At 69.3% G+C, this 19,894-nt stretch carries 16 protein-coding genes; 11 read left to right on the top strand and 5 right to left on the bottom strand.

Annotated elements, in window-relative coordinates; all coding sequences use genetic code 11:
• Positions 1-101 precede the first annotated feature (101 nt).
• The 9 genes from IG75_RS0100720 (at position 102) to IG75_RS0100670 (ending at position 11,455) form a co-directional block, all read left to right on the top strand.
• A complete protein-coding gene (locus IG75_RS0100720; RefSeq protein WP_030519158.1) occupies positions 102-446 on the top strand; it encodes a YnfA family protein in 345 nt (114 codons plus the stop codon).
• Positions 447-672: 226 nt separating this feature from the next.
• The gene (locus IG75_RS0100715; protein ID WP_030519157.1) at positions 673-1,998 is read left to right on the top strand and encodes a bifunctional o-acetylhomoserine/o-acetylserine sulfhydrylase; all 1,326 of its coding nucleotides are present in this window, start codon (positions 673-675) and stop codon (positions 1,996-1,998) included.
• A gap of 173 nt (positions 1,999-2,171) precedes the next feature.
• Positions 2,172-2,603 (top strand): hypothetical protein, encoded by a 432-nt coding sequence (locus IG75_RS0100710; RefSeq protein ID WP_030519156.1) that lies wholly within the window; start codon positions 2,172-2,174, stop codon positions 2,601-2,603.
• 707 nt (positions 2,604-3,310) lie between these two features.
• Positions 3,311-3,400: a potassium-transporting ATPase subunit F gene (locus tag IG75_RS37810; RefSeq protein WP_063045258.1), complete on the top strand. Its 90-nt coding sequence runs from the start codon at positions 3,311-3,313 to the stop codon at positions 3,398-3,400.
• Entirely contained in the window at positions 3,401-5,071 is a 1,671-nt protein-coding gene (gene kdpA / locus IG75_RS0100690; RefSeq protein WP_030519155.1) for a potassium-transporting ATPase subunit KdpA, read from the top strand.
• Entirely contained in the window at positions 5,071-7,218 is a 2,148-nt protein-coding gene (kdpB, locus tag IG75_RS0100685) for a potassium-transporting ATPase subunit KdpB (protein WP_030519154.1), read from the top strand. Before kdpA ends, kdpB begins: the two co-directional genes overlap by 1 nt.
• Before the next feature lies 1 nt (position 7,219).
• Positions 7,220-8,158 carry a potassium-transporting ATPase subunit C gene (locus tag IG75_RS0100680; RefSeq protein ID WP_030519153.1) on the top strand — a complete coding sequence of 313 codons (939 nt, stop codon included), beginning with the start codon at positions 7,220-7,222 and terminating at the stop codon, positions 8,156-8,158.
• 28 nt (positions 8,159-8,186) lie between these two features.
• Complete coding sequence (locus IG75_RS0100675; RefSeq protein WP_030519152.1) at positions 8,187-10,736, top strand: sensor histidine kinase; 2,550 nt, start codon at positions 8,187-8,189, stop codon at positions 10,734-10,736.
• A complete protein-coding gene (locus IG75_RS0100670; protein ID WP_051714051.1) occupies positions 10,736-11,455 on the top strand; it encodes a response regulator in 720 nt (239 codons plus the stop codon). Before IG75_RS0100675 ends, IG75_RS0100670 begins: the two co-directional genes overlap by 1 nt.
• A gap of 185 nt (positions 11,456-11,640) precedes the next feature.
• Here the strand turns inward: IG75_RS0100670 and IG75_RS0100665 are convergent, their stop codons facing one another.
• Positions 11,641-13,464: an alkyl/aryl-sulfatase gene (locus IG75_RS0100665; protein WP_030519150.1), complete on the bottom strand. Its 1,824-nt coding sequence runs from the start codon at positions 13,462-13,464 to the stop codon at positions 11,641-11,643.
• A 481-nt stretch (positions 13,465-13,945) separates the two neighbouring features.
• On the opposite strand from IG75_RS0100665, the gene IG75_RS0100660 reads away from it, so the two are divergent.
• Positions 13,946-14,176, top strand: coding sequence for a lipopolysaccharide assembly protein LapA domain-containing protein (locus IG75_RS0100660; RefSeq protein ID WP_030519149.1), 231 nt, complete (start codon positions 13,946-13,948; stop codon positions 14,174-14,176).
• A gap of 58 nt (positions 14,177-14,234) precedes the next feature.
• On the opposite strand, the gene IG75_RS0100655 is transcribed toward IG75_RS0100660, so the two are convergent.
• The 4 genes from IG75_RS0100655 to IG75_RS0100640 form a co-directional block, all read right to left on the bottom strand.
• Positions 14,235-14,891 carry a GAP family protein gene (locus IG75_RS0100655; protein ID WP_030519148.1) on the bottom strand — a complete coding sequence of 219 codons (657 nt, stop codon included), beginning with the start codon at positions 14,889-14,891 and terminating at the stop codon, positions 14,235-14,237.
• A 9-nt stretch (positions 14,892-14,900) separates the two neighbouring features.
• Entirely contained in the window at positions 14,901-15,326 is a 426-nt protein-coding gene (locus IG75_RS0100650) for a DUF7144 family membrane protein (RefSeq protein ID WP_036512373.1), read from the bottom strand.
• Between the two features lie 83 nt (positions 15,327-15,409).
• Positions 15,410-16,537: an AI-2E family transporter gene (locus IG75_RS0100645; RefSeq protein WP_036512370.1), complete on the bottom strand. Its 1,128-nt coding sequence runs from the start codon at positions 16,535-16,537 to the stop codon at positions 15,410-15,412.
• 107 nt (positions 16,538-16,644) lie between these two features.
• Positions 16,645-17,019, bottom strand: a complete 375-nt coding sequence (locus IG75_RS0100640; RefSeq protein WP_030519145.1) for an SHOCT domain-containing protein — start codon at positions 17,017-17,019, stop codon at positions 16,645-16,647.
• Between the two features lie 221 nt (positions 17,020-17,240).
• Between IG75_RS0100640 and IG75_RS0100635 the strand changes: the two genes are divergently transcribed.
• Entirely contained in the window at positions 17,241-19,874 is a 2,634-nt protein-coding gene (locus tag IG75_RS0100635; RefSeq protein WP_030519144.1) for a winged helix-turn-helix domain-containing protein, read from the top strand.
• Positions 19,875-19,894: the final 20 nt, after the last annotated feature.

The raw sequence follows: 19,894 nt of genomic DNA, 5'->3' as shown, positions 1-19,894 counted from the left end.
ACTGTAAGACATATTTCTTATTTTGTCTTGTATGGCCGAAACCGGTGTCCACCGAACCCGGCCCACCCCGCGCCACCCGGGGGTCTCGTAGGCTCGCCCGCATGAGCGTTATCCGGTCGATCCTGCTGTTCGCCCTGGCCGCCCTGGCCGAGATCGGCGGCGCCTGGCTGGTGTGGCAGGGCGTGCGCGAACATCGCGGCTGGGCCTGGATCGGCGCGGGCGTGATCGCGCTGGGGCTGTACGGATTCGTCGCCACTCTGCAACCCGACGCGAATTTCGGCCGGATCCTCGCCGCGTACGGCGGGGTGTTCGTCGCCGGCTCGCTGCTGTGGGCCATGGCGCTCGACGGATTCCGGCCGGACCGCTGGGATATCGCCGGGGCACTGTTATGCCTGGCCGGGGTCGCGATCATCATGTACGCGCCGCGCGGCGCCGCGGCCGCGTGAGCGCACCGGCCGATCGGCGGGAATGCATCGCGCGCGGCCCGCCGTCACGGCATGATTGGAATCCGCGCGAACAAAACCATGGCCATTTCCGGTCGGCCACCCCTAGCGTGAACGGGCCGCAGCGGCGCATCCGGCCGCGGCAGGCCGGAAACGCGTGCTGCCCGAGGCAAATTCGCTGTGTCCGGCGCGCTCGTCCCGTTCCTCTCACCTACAGGAGAACTCCGCGATGACCGAAACCACCCCGCCGGCCGACCCGTCCGCCGGTTGGAGCTTCGAGACCAAGCAGATCCACGTCGGCCAGGACCCCGACGCGAGCACCAACGCCCGGGCCCTCCCGATCTACCAGACCACCTCCTACACCTTCCGCGACACCGCGCACGCCGCGGCGCTGTTCGGGCTGGCGGAGCCGGGCAATATCTACACCCGGATCATGAACCCCACTCAGGACGCGGTCGAACAGCGGATCGCGGCACTCGAAGGCGGAGTCGCGGCACTGCTGGTGTCCTCGGGGCAGGCGGCAGAGACCCTGGCGATCCTGAACATCGCCGGCGCCGGTGACCACATCGTCTCCAGCCCCCGGCTCTACGGCGGCACCTACAACCTGTTCCACTACACGCTGCCCAAGCTGGGTATCGAGGTCTCCTTCGTCGAGGACCCCGACGATCTCGACCAGTGGCGGGCCGCCATCCGGCCGAACACCAAGGCCTTCTACGGCGAGACGGTGTCCAACCCGCAGAACCACATCTTCGACATCCCCGGTATCGCCGAGGTCGCGCACGGCGCGGGCCTGCCGTTGATCGTCGACAACACGGTCGCGACCCCGTATCTGATCCAGCCCCTGGCGCACGGCGCCGATATCGTCGTCCACTCGGCGACCAAGTACCTCGGTGGCCACGGCGCCGCGATCGCGGGCGTGATCGTCGACGGCGGCACCTTCGACTGGACGGTCCGCGGCGCCGACGGCCCCCGCTTCCCGGGTTTCACCGAGCCCGACCCGAGCTACCACGGCGCCGTGTTCGCCGACCTCGGCGCCCCGGCCTACGCCCTCAAGGCGCGGGTTCAGCTGCTGCGCGACCTCGGTACCGCGATCGCGCCGTTCAACGCGTTCCTGATCAGCCAGGGCCTGGAGACGCTGAGCCTGCGAGTGGAACGGCACGTCCAGAACGCGCAGGCGGTCGCCGAATTCCTCACCGAGCGGCCGGAAGTCACCTCGGTGTCCTACGCGGGGCTGCCGTCCTCCCCCTGGTACGAGCGGGGTAAGGAGTTGGCGCCCAAGGGCACCGGCGCGGTCGTCGGTTTCGAACTGGCGGGCGGTGTCGACGCGGGCAAGAAGTTCGTGGACGCGCTGACCCTGCACAGCCACGTCGCCAATATCGGCGATGTGCGTTCGCTGGTCATCCATCCCGCCTCGACCACCCACTCCCAGCTGACCCCGGACGAGCAGCTCAGCTCAGGTGTCACGCCGGGACTGGTGCGCCTGGCGGTGGGTATCGAGGGAATCGAGGATATCCTCGCCGATCTGCGTGCCGGATTCGCCGCCGCCGCAGTGTAATTCGCGGGACCCGAGCTTCCCGGGGCCGGATCCGCCACTCGGCGGGTCCGGCCCTTCCGCGCTCTCCGGCCCCATGCCCGCACCGTCGATTTCCGCCGCGGCGTAACAACTATCGATAGCCGATCGATCTGCCAGTGATCCACACCACTTCATCGAAGGTCGAGAGGATGCTCATGAAGACACTCTGCGTGTGCGTGATCGCGGCGGCCGCGGCGGTACTCGCCGCCTGTGGTTCCCCCGAACCGGATACGGAGTCGTACACGCCTGTCGCGTCGGCGGTCCCGGTCCGGATCACCACCGTCACACTCACCGCGCCCGCGCCGCAATCGTCCGGCACCGAGACGGCGCCTCCGGTCGCGGAAACCGCGAGCGCGGCAACGATGCCCGCGGTCGTCTGTATGAACCTCCAGGCGGCACAGGACCTCATCCAGACGACCGGCGTCTTCTACTCCCGGAGCGAGGACGCCACCGGCCGGGGCAGGTCGCAGGTGGTGGACCGCAACTGGGTGGTGGTCGCGCAGAGACCGGCGCCCGGCACACCGATCGGCGAAGGCGATGCGGTGCTGTCGGTGGTCAAGGTGGGCGAACCGACCGATTGCTACTGAGAAAGGCGTTCCGCGGGCCTGCCGCTTCCCGGCCGGGAGCGGCAGGCCCGTCGCGTTCCCGGCACCATCAGATGGGTACGCACGGTGTGCCCGACGAATACACGTGCAGGACGCACCGCACGGCCAGGATGACGGCCTGGACGAGTTCGAGCGGTTCATAGGCGAACGGGTGCATGAGCGATCCTCCGTTGTCCGTGCCGGGACAGATCCGATCAGACGGGCGTGGCGAACACATGCGCTTCCCCTACAGCGTGCGCCCTCGGCGCCGTGTCGCGGGCGGGTTCGCGGATACCGCTGCTCATAGACTTCACCTACCGCACTGCCCGCGATCGACCCGGCAGGAAGCACTTCTCGGTAGCGAGATCGCTCGTTCGATGACCGGCTCGCCGGTGGCGACGCACCGCACGGAACACAACAGCCCTCAGAGCGAACACGACCGGTGGCGATTCAGGTCACAACAGGCGGGTGACACGCGCAAGGAAGGCGTCAATGCGGGCACGCGGCCCGTAAAGGACCCGTCAACGGGCACGAACCCGGCACCGCACGGCTCGTAGTTTCGATCCGGTTCGGTAGCAGCGGCCGATCGGCCGCACAGCGCTGCCCCAGGTTCTCGGAACGGAGGCGAAAGTGTCGATCCTGGCCTTTCTCGTGGTCACGGTCGCGGTGTTCGGTGTGCTCGGATTCGTCCTGCGAATGGTGGAGCGCTTGTGAACATCGTCAATGCCGTGGGGCTGGTCCTGGCCGTTCTGGTGACCGTGTTCCTGGTGGCCGCCCTGCTGTTCCCCGAGAGGTTCTGAGTGAGTACCACCACCGCCGGGCTGTTGTTCGTCGCCGCCCTGGTGATCGCGCTGGCTCTGGTGCACGTCCCCCTCGGGGACTATATGTACCGCGTCTACACCCGCACCGGCCATTCCCGCGTCGAACGGGGGATCTACCGGATCATCGGCGCCGACCCCGACCGTGAGCAGACCTGGGGCGGGTACGCCCGCAGCGTCCTGGCCTTCTCCGCGATCAGCGTGATCTTCCTGTTCGTCCTGCTGCTGGTCCAGGACAAGCTGCCACTGGTCCCCGCCGACCCCGGCACCCCCATGACCGCCGCGCTGGCATGGAACACCGCCGTCAGTTTCGTCACCAACACCAACTGGCAGAACTACGCGGGCGAATCCACGCTCGGCCATCTGGTCCAGGCGGCGGGCCTGTCGGTGCAGAACTTCGTCTCGGCCGCGGTCGGCATGGCCGTCGCCATGGCATTCGTCCGCGGTTTCGCTCGCTCGCGGGCCGGTGAACTCGGTAATTTCTGGGTCGATCTGGTGCGTGGCACGCTGCGTATCCTGCTTCCGATCGCGGGTGTGGCGGCCGTGGTGCTCATCGTCGGCGGTGTCGTACAGAATTTCCACCTGCACGATCAGGTCGCGACCACCCTCGGTGGAGCCACGCAGACCCTGCCCGGCGGACCGGTCGCGGGGCAGGAGGCCATCAAGAATCTCGGCACCAACGGTGGCGGGTTCTTCAACGCCAACGCCGCGCATCCCTTCGAGAATCCGGTCGCGTGGACGAACTGGCTGGAAATCTTCCTGCTGATGGTCATCGCCTTTTCCTTACCGCGCACCTTCGGACGCATGGTGAACAGCCCGAAGCACGGGTTCGCCATCACCGCGGTCATGACCGTGCTGGCGCTGATCAGTATCGGTCTGGTGAACCTCTTCCAGCTCGGGCACCACGGCACCGTGCCGGCCGCGGTGGGGGCGGCGTCGGAGGGTGTCGAACAGCGCTTCGGGGTGGCGAATTCGGCGACCTTCGCCGCGGCCACCACACTGACCTCCACGGGCGCCGTCGATTCGGCGCACGATTCGTACACCGGCCTCGGCGGCATGGTGCTGATGTTCGATATGCAACTGGGTGAGGTCGCGCCCGGCGGCGTGGGGTCGGGCCTGTACGGAATGCTGATCCTGGCGGTGATCACGGTGTTCGCCGCCGGGCTGATGGTCGGGCGCACACCGGAGTACCTCGGTAAGAAGATCACCCCCCGCGAGATCAAACTCGCCGCCGGCTATTTCCTCGTCACCCCGGTGATCGTGCTGACCGGAACCGCCGCCGCCATGGCCCTGCCCGGGCAGCGCGCGTCCATGCTCAATTCCGGGCCACACGGGCTGTCGGAAGTGCTCTACGCCTTCACCTCGGCCGGAAACAACAACGGCTCCGCGTTCGGCGGCCTGACCGGTAACACCGAATGGTTCAACACCGCGCTCGGTCTGGCCATGCTGTTCGGCCGCTTCCTGCCGATGATCCTGGCCCTGGCCCTGGCCGGTGCACTCGCCAGGCAGGGCACCGCCCCCGTATCGGAGGGCACCCTGCCGACCCATCGACCGCAGTTCGTCGGCCTCGTCGTCGGCGTGACCGTGATCCTGGTCGCTCTCACCTTCCTGCCCGCGCTGGCGCTCGGGCCACTCGCCGAAGGGCTCCACTGATGTCCACTCCCGCTCTCGAACACGCCGGGCTCCCGGCCGGACCGCAGTCCGGGAAGAAACCGGTCCGCGGCGGACTGCTGGATCCGCAGATGCTGCTGACCTCGCTACCGCAGGCGGTGCGCAAACTGGATCCGCGGACGCTGTGGCGCAATCCGGTGATGTTCATCGTGGAGGTCGGCGCCGTCTGGGCGACCGTGCTCGCGATCGCCGAGCCCGGCTTTTTCGCCTGGGCGATCGTGGCGTGGCTGTGGCTGACCGTGGTGTTCGCCAATCTGGCCGAGGCGGTCGCCGAGGGCCGCGGAAAAGCGCAGGCCGACAGCTTGCGCAAGGCCAAAGCCGATACGGTCGCCCGGCGGCTGCCCGACTGGTCACCGGGCGCGACCGGTACCGAGGAACCGGTCCCGGCGCCGGAGCTGCGGCGCGGCGACCACGTGGTGGTGGAGGCCGGGCAGGTCATCCCGGGCGACGGTGATGTGGTCGAGGGGATCGCCTCGGTGGACGAATCGGCCATCACCGGTGAATCCGCCCCGGTCATCCGGGAATCCGGCGGCGACCGGTCGGCGGTGACCGGGGGTACCACGGTGCTGTCGGATCGGATCGTCGTCCGGATCACCCAGGAGCCCGGCCAGAGCTTCATCGACAAGATGATCGCCCTGGTGGAGGGTGCGGCCCGGCAGAAGACGCCGAACGAGATCGCGCTCAACATCCTGCTGGCGGCCCTGACCATCATCTTCGTGGTCGCGGTGGTCACCCTGCAGCCGCTGGCGATCTATTCCAGGAACAACAACCCGGGCGTGCCGGACGGCCCGACGCTGGGTAGCTACGGGATCACCGGGATAGCGCTCGTCTCGCTGCTGGTATGCCTGATCCCGACCACCATCGGCGCGCTGCTCTCGGCCATCGGGATCGCGGGAATGGACCGGCTCGTGCAGCGCAATGTGCTGGCCATGTCGGGGCGCGCGGTCGAGGCCGCCGGCGATGTGAACACACTGCTGCTGGACAAGACCGGGACCATCACGCTCGGCAACCGGCAGGCCGCGGATTTCGTCCCGCTCGCCGGGATCACGGCCGACCGGCTGGCCGACGCCGCGCAACTTTCCAGTCTCGCCGACGAGACCCCGGAGGGCCGGTCGATCGTGGTGTTCGCCAAACAGGCGTACGGACTGCGGGAACGCACCGCCGGTGAACTCACCCACGCACAGTGGGTCGCGTTCAGCGCCGCGACCCGGATGTCCGGAGTGGATGTGGACGGACACCGGTTGCGCAAGGGCGCGGCCAATTCGGTCGCCGAATGGATCCGCGGCCACGGCGGCACGGTGCCCACCGAACTGGGCACCCTCGTGGACGGGATCTCGGCCGCGGGCGGCACTCCCCTGGTGGTCGGCGAGATCGTCGACGGCGACGCCCGGGTGCTCGGCGTCGTCCACCTCAAGGATGTGGTGAAGCAGGGCATGCGGGAGCGTTTCGCCGAGATGCGCCGGATGGGTATCCGCACCGTCATGATCACCGGCGACAACCCGCGCACCGCCAAGGCGATCGCGGACGAGGCCGGGGTGGACGATTTCCTGGCCGAGGCCACCCCGGAGGACAAACTCGAGCTGATCAAACGTGAGCAGGCCGGCGGTCGGCTGGTCGCCATGACCGGTGACGGGACCAACGACGCACCGGCCCTGGCCCAGGCCGATGTCGGGGTCGCCATGAACACCGGCACCTCGGCCGCCAAAGAGGCCGGGAACATGGTGGACCTGGATTCCGATCCGACGAAGCTGATCGAGATCGTGGAGATCGGCAAACAGCTGCTCATCACCCGCGGGGCACTGACGACCTTCTCGATCGCCAACGATATCGCCAAATATTTCGCGATCATCCCGGCGCTGTTCGTCGGCCTCTTCCCCGGACTCGACCTGCTGAACATCATGCGGCTGGCCAGTCCGCAGTCGGCGATCCTGTCGGCGGTGATCTTCAACGCCCTCGTCATCGTGGCACTCATCCCGCTGGCGTTGCGCGGTGTCCGGTACACACCCGGCAGCGCGGCCGGCCTGCTGAGCCGCAATCTGTCGATCTACGGGCTCGGCGGGATCATCGCGCCGTTCGCCGGGATCGCAATCATCGACCTCTTCGTCCGATACCTCCCCGGGATGTCCTGATATGTCTCTTTCCGATCTGATCCGGCAGCATCTGGCGGCACTGCGCGCGCTGCTGGTGCTGACCCTGGTGACCGGTCTGCTCTATCCGGCCGGCGTCTGGGCGGTGGGCCGGCTTCCCGGGCTGAGCGACAAGGCCGACGGTTCGCTCATCGAAACCGACGGCCGTATCGCCGGCAGTTCGCTGATCGGCCAGTCGTTCACCGATGCGGACGGAACGCCGATCGCCTGGTACTTCCAGAGCCGGCCCTCCGCCGCCGGCTACGACGGGCTGGCCTCCGGACCGGGCAACCTCGGCCCGGAGGACGTCGTCGACACGCCTGCCGATCCGGCGTCGCTCGCCGCCGGCGCCGATCCGGAAACAGCCGGTTTCGCGCCGAGCCTGCTGACGCAGGTATGCACCCGTAGCCGGGAGGTCGGCGCGCGGGAGGACGTGGACGGGGCACGGCCGTTCTGTACCCCGGAAGGTGTCGGGGCGGTACTGGCCGTGCTGGGAACCTTTCACCACGACGGCACGGTGACACCCGAACGAGTGGTCAGCGTGAACGAACCCTGCCCCACCCGCCGGGGTGCGGCACCCGTGGTGTTCGTGGCCGAATACCAGGGCGTCCAGGTCGAATGTGCCCGCTACGGCGAGGACTACTCGGCCGGGCGCATCGTGCCGATCGCCGGGAACGCCCCCGCGGAACCGGCGGTCCCCGCCGACGCGGTGACCGGCAGCGGTAGCGGCCTGGACCCGCACATCTCCCCCGCCTATGCCGATATCCAGGTCCGCCGGGTCGCCGCGGCGCGCGGCGTCGATCCGGCCGCGGTGCGCGAGGTCGTGGCGGCGCATACCGACGGCCGCACACTGGGATTCCTCGGCGAACCCCGGGTGAACGTGCTCGAACTCAACCTCGACCTGGACCGCCGCTATCCCGCTCCCGCCGCGGGCGGCGCGTGATGCGGGCGCGGGATGACATGATGCCGACGTGAGCACGACACACGACCGCACCCCAGGTGAGCTGCGCATCTATCTCGGCGCCGCCCCCGGGGTCGGGAAAACGTATGCGATGCTCGGCGAGGCGCATCGCCGACTCGGCCGCGGCCAGGACGTGGTGGCCGCGATCGTCGAGACACACGGCCGCGCGCAGACCGCGGAACTGCTCGAGGGCCTCGAGCAACTGCCCCGCATCGCGATCCCCTATCGCGGGACGGTGCAGTACGAGCTGGATGTGGACGCGGTGCTGCGGCGGCAACCGGAACTGGTGCTGGTGGACGAACTGGCCCACACCAACACCCCGGGCAGCCGGAATCGTAAGCGCTACGAGGATGTCCAGGAGTTGCTGGCCGCCGGGATCGATGTCGTCTCGACGGTGAACATCCAGCACCTGGAGGGCCTCAACGATGTGGTCGAGCAGATCACCGGCGTCGTCCAGCGCGAGACCGTACCGGACTCGGTGGTCCGGGCCGCCGACCAGATCGAACTGGTCGATATCGCCCCGGAAGCACTGCAGCGGCGGATAGGTCTCGGCAATGTCTACGCACCCGACAAGGCCGATGCCGCACTCGCCCACTATTTCCGGCGCGGCAACCTCACCGCGCTGCGCGAACTGGCGCTGCTCTGGCTGGCCGATCAAGTGGACGCGGCCCTCGCCAAATACCGTGCCGACCACCGGATCACCGACACCTGGGAGGCCCGGGAGCGAGTGGTCGTGGCGGTCACCGGGGGCCGGGAATCGGAGACGCTGGTGCGGCGGGCCGCGCGGATCGCGGCCAAATCCAGTGCCGAACTCCTCGTGCTGCATGTGGTCCGCGGCGACGGGCTGACCGGTGTGGCGGCGCCGCAGATGGCGGCGGTCCGGGAACTCGCCGCTCATCTGGGAGCCGAACTGCACACGGTGGTCGGTGACGAGGTCCCCGCCGCCCTCCTCGATTTCGCGCGCACCGTCAACGCGACCCAGCTGGTACTGGGCACCTCCCGGCGCTCCCGCTGGGCGCGGATGGTGGACGAGGGCATCGGCGCGGAGGTGGTGCAGCGCTCCGGCAAGATCGATGTGCACATGGTGACCCACGAGGCGGCGGGCCGGCGGCGGCGCCGCCGGCGGCGGCCGCGGCCCCGGTCGCGGCGCACGGCGGCCTGGATCGCCGCGTTCGTGGTGCCCTCGGCGATCTCGGCACTGCTCGCGGCCTGGCTCGACCGCTACCTGGATCTGGTGAGCGAGAGCGCGCTGTACTTCGTCGCGGTGCTGGCGGTCGCCCTGTTCGGCGGCGTCCTGCCGGCGATCGCCGCCGCGCTGCTCGCCGGGCTGCTGCTCAACGTCCTGTTCACCGATCCCCGCTACAGCGTCACCATCCAGGAACCGAACAGTTTTCTGCCCGCGGTGCTGCTGCTGGTCGTCGCGGTCGCGGTGGCGGTCCTCGTCGATACCGCCGCCCGGCGGGCCGAACAGGCCGGTCAGGCGTCCCGGGAAGCCGAATTGCTGACACTGTTCGCGGGTTCGGTCCTGCGCGGCGCCGATCTGACCGCGCTGCTGGACCGCCTGCGCCGGACCTACGCCCAGCGGGCGGTGAGCCTGCGGCACCACACCGACGGGGTGATCGCCACGGTCGGCACCGATCCACCCGAACGCGCCGATACCGCCGACACCGCGGTGGAGGTGAGCGACGGCGACTACTGGCTGCTCCTGGGCGGACCGACCCTGCGCGCCCGGGACCGGCGCGTCCTGGAGGCGGTCGCCAACCAGGCCGTGGGGCTGGTGCAGCGGCAGCAGCTCGCCGCGGAGGCCAATCAGGCGGCCGCGCTCGCGGAGGCCGACCGGCTACGGCGTGACCTCCTCTCCGCGGTGAGCCACGATCTGCGCACGCCGCTGGCCGCGGTCAAGGCCGCCGTGTCGAGCCTGCGCTCCGACGATGTCGAGTTCTCCCCCGAGGACCGTGCCGAACTCCTGGCGACGGTGGAGGAATCGGCGGATCAACTCACCTCGCTGGTCGGCAATCTCCTCGATTCGTCGCGGCTGGCCGCCGGAGTGGTGCGGCCGCGGATGCGGCCGGTCTACCTGGACGAGGTCGCGCACCGGGCACTGGTCAGCGTGGGGGTCAGTCCGCGCGGGGCCCGGCGCAGTTCCCTCGACCGGGTGACGGTCCAGGTGGGATCGATGGCGGTCCGGGCCGACGCCGACCTGCTGGAGCGCATCCTGGCCAATCTGGTCGACAACGCGCTCCGCTACGGCGCGGAGTCCCCGGTGAAAGTGGACGCCACCACGGCCGACGGGCGGGTGATCATCCGGGTGGTCGACCACGGGCCCGGTCTGCCGGGCATCGATACCGAGCGGGTGTTCGATCGGTTCCAGCAGCTGGGCGACCGGGACAACACCAGCGGTCTGGGGCTCGGGCTCTCGGTGGTGCGCGGATTCGCGGTCGCCATGGGCGGTGTCGTCACCGCCACCGACACCCCCGGAGGTGGACTGACGGTCACCGTCGACCTGGCGGTCGCGCCCGGTACCGTCGACGAGGACATACCGGCGACGGAGGTGCGGTGATGAAGACTCCCCCCGAGCAGGATGCCGGAGCGGGAGCGGATGCGACCGTCCTCGTGGTGGACGACGAACCGCAGATCCTGCGCGCCATGCGGATCAACCTGTCGGTGCGCGGATACGAGGTGATCACCGCGTCCACCGGCGCGGGCGCGCTCCGTGCGGCCACCGAACGCCGGCCCGACGCGGTGGTCCTGGATCTGGGACTGCCCGATATCGACGGTATCGAGGTGCTGGCCGGGTTGCGTGGCTGGTCCCGGGTGCCGGTGATCGTGCTCTCCGCCCGCACCGATTCGGCCGACAAGGTGGACGCGCTCGACGCCGGCGCCGACGACTACATCACCAAACCGTTCGGCATGGACGAGTTCCTGGCCCGCTTGCGTGCCGCCCTGCGGCGGGCGGCGGCCTCGGCGGAAACCGACGAACCGGTGGTGGTGACCGATTCGTTCACCGTCGACCTGTCGGCGAAGAAGGTCGTGAAGGGCGGCGCCGAGGTGCATCTGACGCCCACCGAGTGGGGGGTTCTGGAAATGCTGGTGCGCAACCGCGGCAAATTGGTCGGCCGGACGGAGCTGTTACGCGAGGTGTGGGGGCCCGCGTATCAGACCGAAACCCACTATCTCCGCGTCTATATGGCCCAGCTACGGCGCAAACTCGAAGACGACCCGTCCCATCCACGGCATCTGCTGACCGAACCGGGTATGGGCCACCGCTTCCGCCAGTAGTGGCGCGCCGCGCCGGCCCGGCCGGTGCCCACGCGCACCGGAAGGATCACCGCGCCCGGGCGGGCGTGGTGGCCACCGGAAGATTTTCACCCTGGCCCGGGTGGGGGGCGGCAACCGGAAGCCGGCGACCACGGTCGGTACCCGGGGCGCCGGCCGTGGTCCGGTCGGTCCCGAAGTGCCGACGCTCAGGGCGTGACGATCGGGAACTGCGGATCCGGAGCGTCCAGCAACCCGATGAACGTGTCGAGCAGGCTCCGGTCCCCGGTCATCGTCACACCGTCGAATCCCTTACCACTCACCGCGTGCAGCAACTGTTCCTTGGTGAGCGTCAGCGTGAGATCCGCGGGTCCGACGGCGGGTGCGTCGGGTGTGGGGGCGCGATGGGTGAGCGCGCCGTGGGACAGGGTGATGCGATGGACGGTGTCCTCGTCGGTCAATTCCCAGTCCATGGTGAATCCGGCCGCGGCGGCGCGCAGGCCGTCGATCCGGACCGCGAGGGAGTCGATGATCATCTCCAGTGTCAGCGCGGTCATCATCTCGGGGCTCGCCGATTGGATCGGAGTCGGAGTCGGGCCCTTACGCAGTTCCTGGGCGCCCGTCAGGTAGAAGTTGCGCCAGGTGCCGTTCTCGGCGCCGTGGCCGAGCCGGTCGTAGACCTGTGCCAGGGTCTCCTTGGCACCCTCGTGGCCGGGCTCGGCGAACACCGCATGGTTGAGCAGGGTCGCCGCGAACCGGAGATCACCGGCGTCCGCGTATTCCCGCCCCTTGGCGACGAGCGCCTCGATGCCGCCGTAGTCGGCCACGTACCGCTGCGCCAGCGCGACCGGCGGATGCTCCCACAGATGCGCGGGATTACCGTCGTACCAGCCCATGTATCGCTGATAGATGGCTTTGACGTTGTGGCTGGTGGAGCCGTAGTACCCGCGGTTCGACCAGACCTTGTCGAGCTCGGGCGGGAATTCGAACCGTTCGGCGATCTCCGGCCCGGTGTAGCCCGCGTTGGTCAGGCGCAGCGTCTGATCGTGGAGATAGGCGTACATATCACGCTGGTTCGCCAGCCACGTGGTCCAGTGCTCCCGGCCCCAGGTGGGCCAGTGGTGCGAGGCGAACGCCACATCGGCCTTGTCGCCGAACCGGGCGATGGCCTCGTCGAGATACTGTGCCCAGACCCGGGAATCGCGGACCACCGCGCCGCGCAGGGTCAGCACATTGTGCATATTGTGCGTCGCGTTCTCGGCCATACAGAGCGCGCGCCGATCGGGGAACAGGAAGTTCATCTCGGCCGGGGCCTCGGTGCCCGGGGTCAGCTGGAACACCATCCGGACGCCGTCGATCTCCTCTTCCTGCCCGGTGCGCGTGATATCGACGGTGGGCGGTAGCAGGGTGATGGTTCCGGTGGAGGTCGTCATCCCCAGTCCGGCCCCGATCTGACCGTCGGGCGCCTTCGGGAGCACCGCGCCATACATGAAGACGGCCCGGCGGTTCATGGCATTGCCGGCGTACACGTTCTCGCTCACCGCGTGTTCCAGGAATCCGGCGGGCGCCAGGATGGGCACCGGCGGATGACCGGCCGGCACCGCCGCCCGCGCCCCCGCGAAATGGTCCGCGTGCGAATGGGTGTAGATCATGCCGGTGACCGGCCGGTCACCGCGTTGCGCGCGGTACAGGGCCAGGCCCGCGGCCGCGGTCTCCTCCGACAGCAAGGGATCGATCACGATGACACCGTCGCGTCCTTCGACCAGCGTCATATTCGACAGGTCCAGATTACGGACCTGGTAGATGCCTTCGGTCACCTCGAACAGCCCCTGTTTGCTGCACAGCTGACCCTGCCGCCACAGACTGGGGTGCGCGGTGTCCGGGCAGTCGCCGTCGAGGAATTCGTAGGCGCCGATGTCGTAGACCACCGAGCCGTCCGCGGCCGTCACCACCGGCGGATCGAGTTCGGCCATGAACCCGCGCGTCGCGTTGCCGAAATCGGCGGTGTCGTCGAAGTCCAGTTCCGTGGTCATCGTTACCTCGCGATCTGTCGGCCGGCTCTCGGTTTCCGGCGCGGCCGAGTTCCGCCGGGCCGCCGCGCGGGTCCGCGCTCGAACGGCGGTGTCGGCGCACCGGAATACCCACGCTAGGCACCCGTGGCCACCCGCTGTATCACCTACGACGGGTGAACTGCCCGCTCGGCGCACAGGAGGACCGCGGGATCCGCGGCGCGGGCGCGGGCGTGGGCGTGGGCGTGGGCGTGGGAAGTCGGCGCGCAGGCCCGACGGTCGCACTCGACGCACCGGGCCGGAAAGCGAGCGGGTGCATTCGCCGCGCCACGCCTCGTGCTGCCGTCCAGCGCACCGCCCGCGTGTGCTGCGGTCTCCGCGCCGCCCCGGGTCGGATGAACGTCGATCGACGCCGACCCCGGGTCATCCCCGGCGGGTGATGCCCGCGGCCCGGCCACGGCGGAGACTGCACAGTGTCGCGACCGACTGCCCACCGGAGGATGTGATGACCGACCGCGAACCCAAGCCGTCGCTGCTGTCCCGGATCACCGTGAACCAGTGGCTGGCCCTGGCTCTGACCGTCATCGCCGTGATCTTCGTCGTCGAGAACCGCGACCATGTGGAGATACAGTTCCTGCCCATCACCGTGAGTTCGCCGATGTGGCTGATCCTGCTGGTCATGTTCCTGATCGGACTGGTGACGGGGCTGCTGATCCGCCGGCGCGGCCGACGCTGACACCTGGCGGCGGCTGCCCCGGAGTGCCCGGATCCCGGCATCGCCGCGTCCGAGTCCGTCACAGGCCCCCGATCCCCTTGCCCAGCACGACGGCGCCCATCACCAGCAGCATCATCGCCATGACCACATGGTTGTTGGCCTCGAGCCAGGCCCGGCTGCGGTCCAGCACGCCGCGCAGCCGATCCGCCGCGACGGCGTACGCGACCACGACGCCGAGGACACTGGTCGCGGCGAGCACCGTGAACACGACCACGGCCACGATCTGGGCTTCCACCGCCGTCCCGCTCGCCCCCACCACCACTCCCGCCGACGCGCACAGCAGCAGATTCTTCGGGTTGACCGCCGCGAGAGCGGCGCCGAGCAGTACGGCCTTCCCGGCGGTCAGGGAATCGATACTCCGCATCCATCCGGGTGCGGCGGTATCGGCACGGCGACGCCACTGCACGAGAGCCACCGCCAGCAACAGCAGCCCCAGCACGATCTTCACCCACGCCGCGGCCGCCCCGGGTTCGGAGTCGGCGGACAGCCCGATCGCGGCGGCGAGCACGGCGAAGACGACGGTGGCGAGCAGGATGCCCGCGGTCCAGCCGGTGGCGAAACCGCCCGCCGCCGCGGACGCGTTCTTCGACAGGATCATCAGGATGGCGACCACGATCGGAATCGGTGAGATCGCCACTCCCACCGCCAACGGAAGCAGATCACCCAGGACAACCACGCGCTGGGCTCAGGTCTGCGGCCGCCAGGTCGCGATCGCCCAGATCACGACGATGTTCAGGGCGATGATCAGAACCGACCACCACGGGTAATAGGGCAGCCACAGGAAATTCGCCAGAATCGACAGCGCGGCGATACCGATCGCCAGGCCGCGACCCCAGGCTGTGCCCGTGAGCAGGCCGAGCGCGCTGATGATCAGCACGATCCCGAGGACGAGATGGATCCAGCCCCAGGTCGTGATATCGAATTCGTAGGCGTAGTTCACGCCGACGACGAACAGTTCGTCCTCGGCGACGGCGGCGATTCCTTCCAGTACCGACAGCGCGCCGACGGTCAACAGCAGAATCGCCGCGGCGATCGAGGTGCCGGCCGCCACGCCCTGCCGTACCGGGGACGGGCCGGAGGTGCTCGTCATCGGCTCCCGTGCAGTTGTCATCTCCACTCCTTCCGAGCGCAGGTGTGCGTCGACTCTCGCGTGGGCGCGCCGGGTTCACCTCACCCGTCGCGGGTGAAACGGGGTCACGCCGCCGGGCCGACGGCCGGTGCCTCGTCGTCCGGCTCGGTGTCGGGCGGCGCCCGGTCACTGATGAGTACATCCATCCACCGGGTCGACGGGTCGATATCGAACAGCAGCGCCTTGGCCAGCAGCGTGAGCGGAATGGCCAGCAGCGCCCCGAGCGCGCCCAGCACCCAGGACCAGAACACCAGGGAGAGGAAGGTGACCGTGACACTCAGACCGACCGCGTCACCCACGAATTTCGGCTGGATCACCGACTGCACCACCACGTTGAACACGCAGTAGAGCACGATCACCCACACCATCCGCGAGAAACCACCGTCGAGCAGTGCCAGCAGCGCGGGCGGGATCAGCCCGATCACGAATCCGATATTCGGAATGTAGTTGGTGATGAACGACAACAATCCCCACAGCACCGGGAACGGGACCGCGAGCAACCACAGCGCCACACCGTCGAGTACCGCCACGATGAGCCCGAACACCGTCGAGACGATCAGGTATTTACGGGTACCGGCGGCGAAGGTGCTCAGCGCGTGCGAGATATCGGGCCGCATGCCGGCCACCACGGTCATCCGGCGGCCGATGGTCATCCCGTCGAATGCCATGAACAGCAGCAGGGCCAGCACGAACAGCAGGTTGGAGAAAACGCCGGCGAGTTCGCGCAGCGCGCCCTCGAGCACCTCGACCAGTTTGCCGAAGTCGAAACCGCTCAACGCCTGCTGGATCCGGTCCTGGTCCACGTCGAACCGTTCCAGCAGCGAGCGGAGCTGATCGAACAGGGCGGAGAACTGGTCGGAGTAGTCCGGGAGCGCGGTCGCCAGCTGCGCGGCCGACAATGCCATCGCCCCCACCAGGCCCAGGAGCACCAGATACACCACCGCCAGGGCCGCGATCATCCCCATCCAGGCCGGTTTGCCGCGGCGCTGCAGCCGGGTCTGGATGGGCTGCGCCGCAATAGCGAACATCAGCGCCAGGAATACCGGGCCGAGCACACCGGAGAACGCTTTCGCTCCGGTGACGGCCACCACCGTGGCCGCCGCGACGAGCAGCACGATCAGGCCACGGGGGATCGCCCACTGCGCCGGGCGGGGGTTCTCCGGTGCCCGCGCGGCGCCGTCCGATCCCGGCACCGCGCCCTCCGGCGCCGGCTCCGGGCGCTCGGGTTCCGAGCCCGCATCCTCCGGGCCCGGCCCGGAGTCCTTCGATACGGGATCGCCGGAGCCCGGAGCGGGTCCGGTCACGACATGGCCTTGGCCTTGAGCCGTTCGAATTCGCTCTCGGTGATCGTGCCCTCGGCCAGCAGCCGCTTCGCCTCGGAGATCTGGGCGGCCGGACTGGTACCGGCAGTCTGCTGGATGTACTTCCGCTGCGCTGCCTCGACCTGCTCGGCTTCCACCGCCGTGCGTTCGGTCATCCCCCGGCCGCGCACGATCAAGTACACCAGGGAGGTCAGCAGCGGCAGCACGATCAGCAGCACCACCCAGATCGCCTTGACCCAACCCGAGGTCTGCTTGTCCCGGAACAGATCACCGATGATGTAGAAGAGCAGCAGCAGATAGGCGACGAACGCGAAACTCACCACGATCAGCCAGAGCACTTCCCAGAAGGACATGGCCCACCTCGCTCGCTTTCGGATACAGGGTCCCCGGTGCCGGCGACCTGTCCACGCTATGGCCGTCGCCGGGCCGACCGGCTCACCCGCTGCGGATGATTTCGACCGGATACGCCCTGGTAACAGGTTGGTTCACGACCCGCTGGGAGCCCTCGCAGCTCCGGTAGGCTGCGGCCGAGTGCGTGCTAGTGCTGTTTCGGACGACGTCTTCGGGAGGCACCGTGACCACTTCGCCAACACTGGATCTGACGGGTCGCCCGGTATCGCGGGCCCGGGCCCGCTCGCCCATCCCGGTGCTGCCCTTCACACCGGTGTCCCGGCCACGATTGCACTCGGTGCTGGACGCCGTGGCCGGCAGCGGCAACGGCGGGATCCTGTTGATCTGCGGCGCGGTGGGGATCGGCAAAACCGTGGCCGTCGCGGACTGGGCAGCGCGCCGGCTGCCCCGCTCCCCTCACGACACGCGGATCGCCTGGGTCACGATCCGTGAGCAGACCGCGCTGTGGGGGGAGTTGCGCGCCCGGCTGGGCAGTTCCGGGCCGGGCGCCGGACAGCCCGCGGCCGGCGTCGGTGAGGCCGAGGCGGTGATCGCCGCGCTCGCCGACGAGGGCGCGCCCACCGTCCTGGTGATCGACGACGCCCACCTGATCACCGACCCGCTCGCGCTGGCCGGGCTCGAATACTTCCTGCAGTACGCGCCGCCGACGGTGACGACCGTGGTGTGCGCCCGGTTCGAGCCCCCGATCCGGTGGCATCTGCTGGAACTGCACTCCCGGCTGACCCGGTGGGCCGGTCCGGATCTGGCGTTGTCGCCGGAGGAGGCCGCCGGCCTGTGCGCCGAACACGGTTGCGCGCTGGACCCGGAGTCGCTGGGCACATTGATGTCGCTCACGCAGGGCTGGGCCGCGCTGGTCCGGATCGCGGCGATCTACCTCGCCGCCCACGACGGCGCGCATCGCGACGCCCTGACCGCACTCGCCCGGCCGCCGCACGCGTTCACCGACCTGCTGGTGGGCGAACTCATCGACACCCTCTCCCCGGCGCTGCGCCAGTTCTTGACCTGCACCAGCATCGCGGAGGAGTTCACCGAGGAACTCGCCGACGCCATGGTGGGCGGCGGGTCGGCGCACCGGCTCTACGAACTGAACCGGATCAACTTCCCGATGACCTCGCTGACGCGGGGCGGCAAGGTCTGGCACACCTACCATCCGATGTTGCGCGCGTACTTCCGCGCCGAAGCGAACCGGCTCGGCACCGACCTGTGCTCGGATCTACGGCTGCGCGCCGCGCGGCAGCTGATGTCGGCCGGGGAACTGCGCGCCGCGCTGCCCCATCTGCTCACGGTGGCCGATCACCGGCCGCTGGCGGGCTTCCTCGCCGAGCACGCGCTGGCCCTGGTGTTCGCCGGCGACGGTGCGGCACTGTTCGATTCGCTGGCCGATACCGCCCCCGATGTCCTGGCCGACCCGTATCTGCGATTGCTGCAGGTCACCGATGCGCTGCTGCACGGGGACAGCGGTTCGGCGCAGGCCTACCGCGACAGTGCCCGGCTACTCGCCGACGACGACCCGCTCTCGCTGGCGGGACCGCACCGCCTCGAGGCGCTGACCACCGCGGTGGACGCGGAACTGGCGGTGGCGACGGGAAGCGCCACCGAAACCGGTGTGTTCCCCGACCGGATGCCGCCCGCCGACCGGCCCGATCTGGACGGCTACCTCGCGGTGACCACCGGGACGGCGCTGGCATTGCGCGGCGAGCTGGCCCGCGGCGAGGAACGACTACGGATCGCGCTGAGCCGCACCCGGTCCCGCTGCCATCCCCGGCTCCGGCTCATCGCGGTGACCCGGCTCGCGGTCACCGCGGGTCTGGCCGGATCGATCACGACCATGCGCCAGCGCGCCGAACGGGCCTGCGCCATCGCCCGCGACCACGATCTGCTGGACCTGCCGGAAACCGTGCACGCCACCGCCCTGGAGGCCTACGGCGCCTATCTGCAGGGCATCGAACCACAGCCCGGGCACATCCGGATCCTGTGTGCCGAGCACATCCGGCGCGACGGTACGCCGGGGCCGGTGGCCGGCTGGCTCCCCCATGTGGTGGGCAGTCTGCTGGACTGCCGGCATTCGGCCGACCGGGGCGCCGCCGCGGAACGGCTGCGCCGCAGTATCGGCCGGCTGCTGGACGCCGATCCGCCACCCGCGCTCAGCGGGGGCCTGGTCGGCGCCGCGGTATGGGCCCTGCTGGAGGCGGGGGAAACCGCTACCGCGCAGCATCTCACCGAACGCGCCCGCGCCGTGCTGGGCCGCACCCCCGATACCGTGCTGTCCGGCGCCGCCCTCACCGCGGCCTCCGGTAACCATCACGGTGTCGTACTGCAGGTGGAACCGCTGCTGACGGCCACCCCGAACCTGCACCCGGTCACCCAGCTCACCGGCTGGCTGCTCTACGCCCGCGCCCACCACCAGCTGGGCAATGACTCCAAGACCCGCGAAGCCGTGGACAACGGCCTGTGCATCGCCGCCACCCACCGGATCACCCGGCCGTTCTTCGACGTTCCGGGCACCATCGAACTGCTCGACTACTACGCGGGCTGCTTCGGGCATCGCAGCGCGTTCGCCGATTCGGTGCGCGCCGGGCATCAGGCCCGCCGGCGGGCCGACCATCCCGCGCTCACCGCGACGGAGCTGACGATCCTGCGGCAGCTGCCCTCCGGCCGGACCACCCAGCACATCGCCGACGACCTCGGCGTATCCATCAACACCGTGAAAACCCATCTGCGCGGAATCTACGCGAAACTCGGCACCAGCTCCCGGATGGAAACCCTGCAGGAGGCGCGCCGCACCGGTCTGCTCTGACGCGGGCCGGGTTCACCCGG

Source organism: Nocardia rhamnosiphila NBRC 108938 (genome assembly GCF_000720425.1).
Taxonomy (GTDB): Bacteria; Actinomycetota; Actinomycetes; order Mycobacteriales; family Mycobacteriaceae; genus Nocardia; species Nocardia rhamnosiphila.
Note: the sequence above shows the minus strand (reverse complement) of the source record. Positions and strands in the feature narration are given on the sequence as shown.

Bases quoted from the DNA above. Each gene is read 5' to 3' on its own strand.
- IG75_RS0100660 (WP_030519149.1), top strand. From the start codon at position 13,946: ATGACCGACCGCGAACCCAAGCCGTCGCTGCTGTCCCGGATCACCGTG.
- IG75_RS0100640 (WP_030519145.1), bottom strand. From the start codon at position 17,019: ATGTCCTTCTGGGAAGTGCTCTGGCTGATCGTGGTGAGTTTCGCGTTC.
- IG75_RS0100720 (WP_030519158.1), top strand. From the start codon at position 102: ATGAGCGTTATCCGGTCGATCCTGCTGTTCGCCCTGGCCGCCCTGGCC.
- IG75_RS0100665 (WP_030519150.1), bottom strand. From the start codon at position 13,464: ATGACCACGGAACTGGACTTCGACGACACCGCCGATTTCGGCAACGCG.
- kdpB (WP_030519154.1), top strand. From the start codon at position 5,071: ATGTCCACTCCCGCTCTCGAACACGCCGGGCTCCCGGCCGGACCGCAG.
- IG75_RS0100710 (WP_030519156.1), top strand. From the start codon at position 2,172: ATGAAGACACTCTGCGTGTGCGTGATCGCGGCGGCCGCGGCGGTACTC.
- IG75_RS0100650 (WP_036512373.1), bottom strand. From the start codon at position 15,326: ATGACAACTGCACGGGAGCCGATGACGAGCACCTCCGGCCCGTCCCCG.
- IG75_RS0100715 (WP_030519157.1), top strand. From the start codon at position 673: ATGACCGAAACCACCCCGCCGGCCGACCCGTCCGCCGGTTGGAGCTTC.
- IG75_RS0100670 (WP_051714051.1), top strand. From the start codon at position 10,736: ATGAAGACTCCCCCCGAGCAGGATGCCGGAGCGGGAGCGGATGCGACC.
- IG75_RS0100680 (WP_030519153.1), top strand. From the start codon at position 7,220: ATGTCTCTTTCCGATCTGATCCGGCAGCATCTGGCGGCACTGCGCGCG.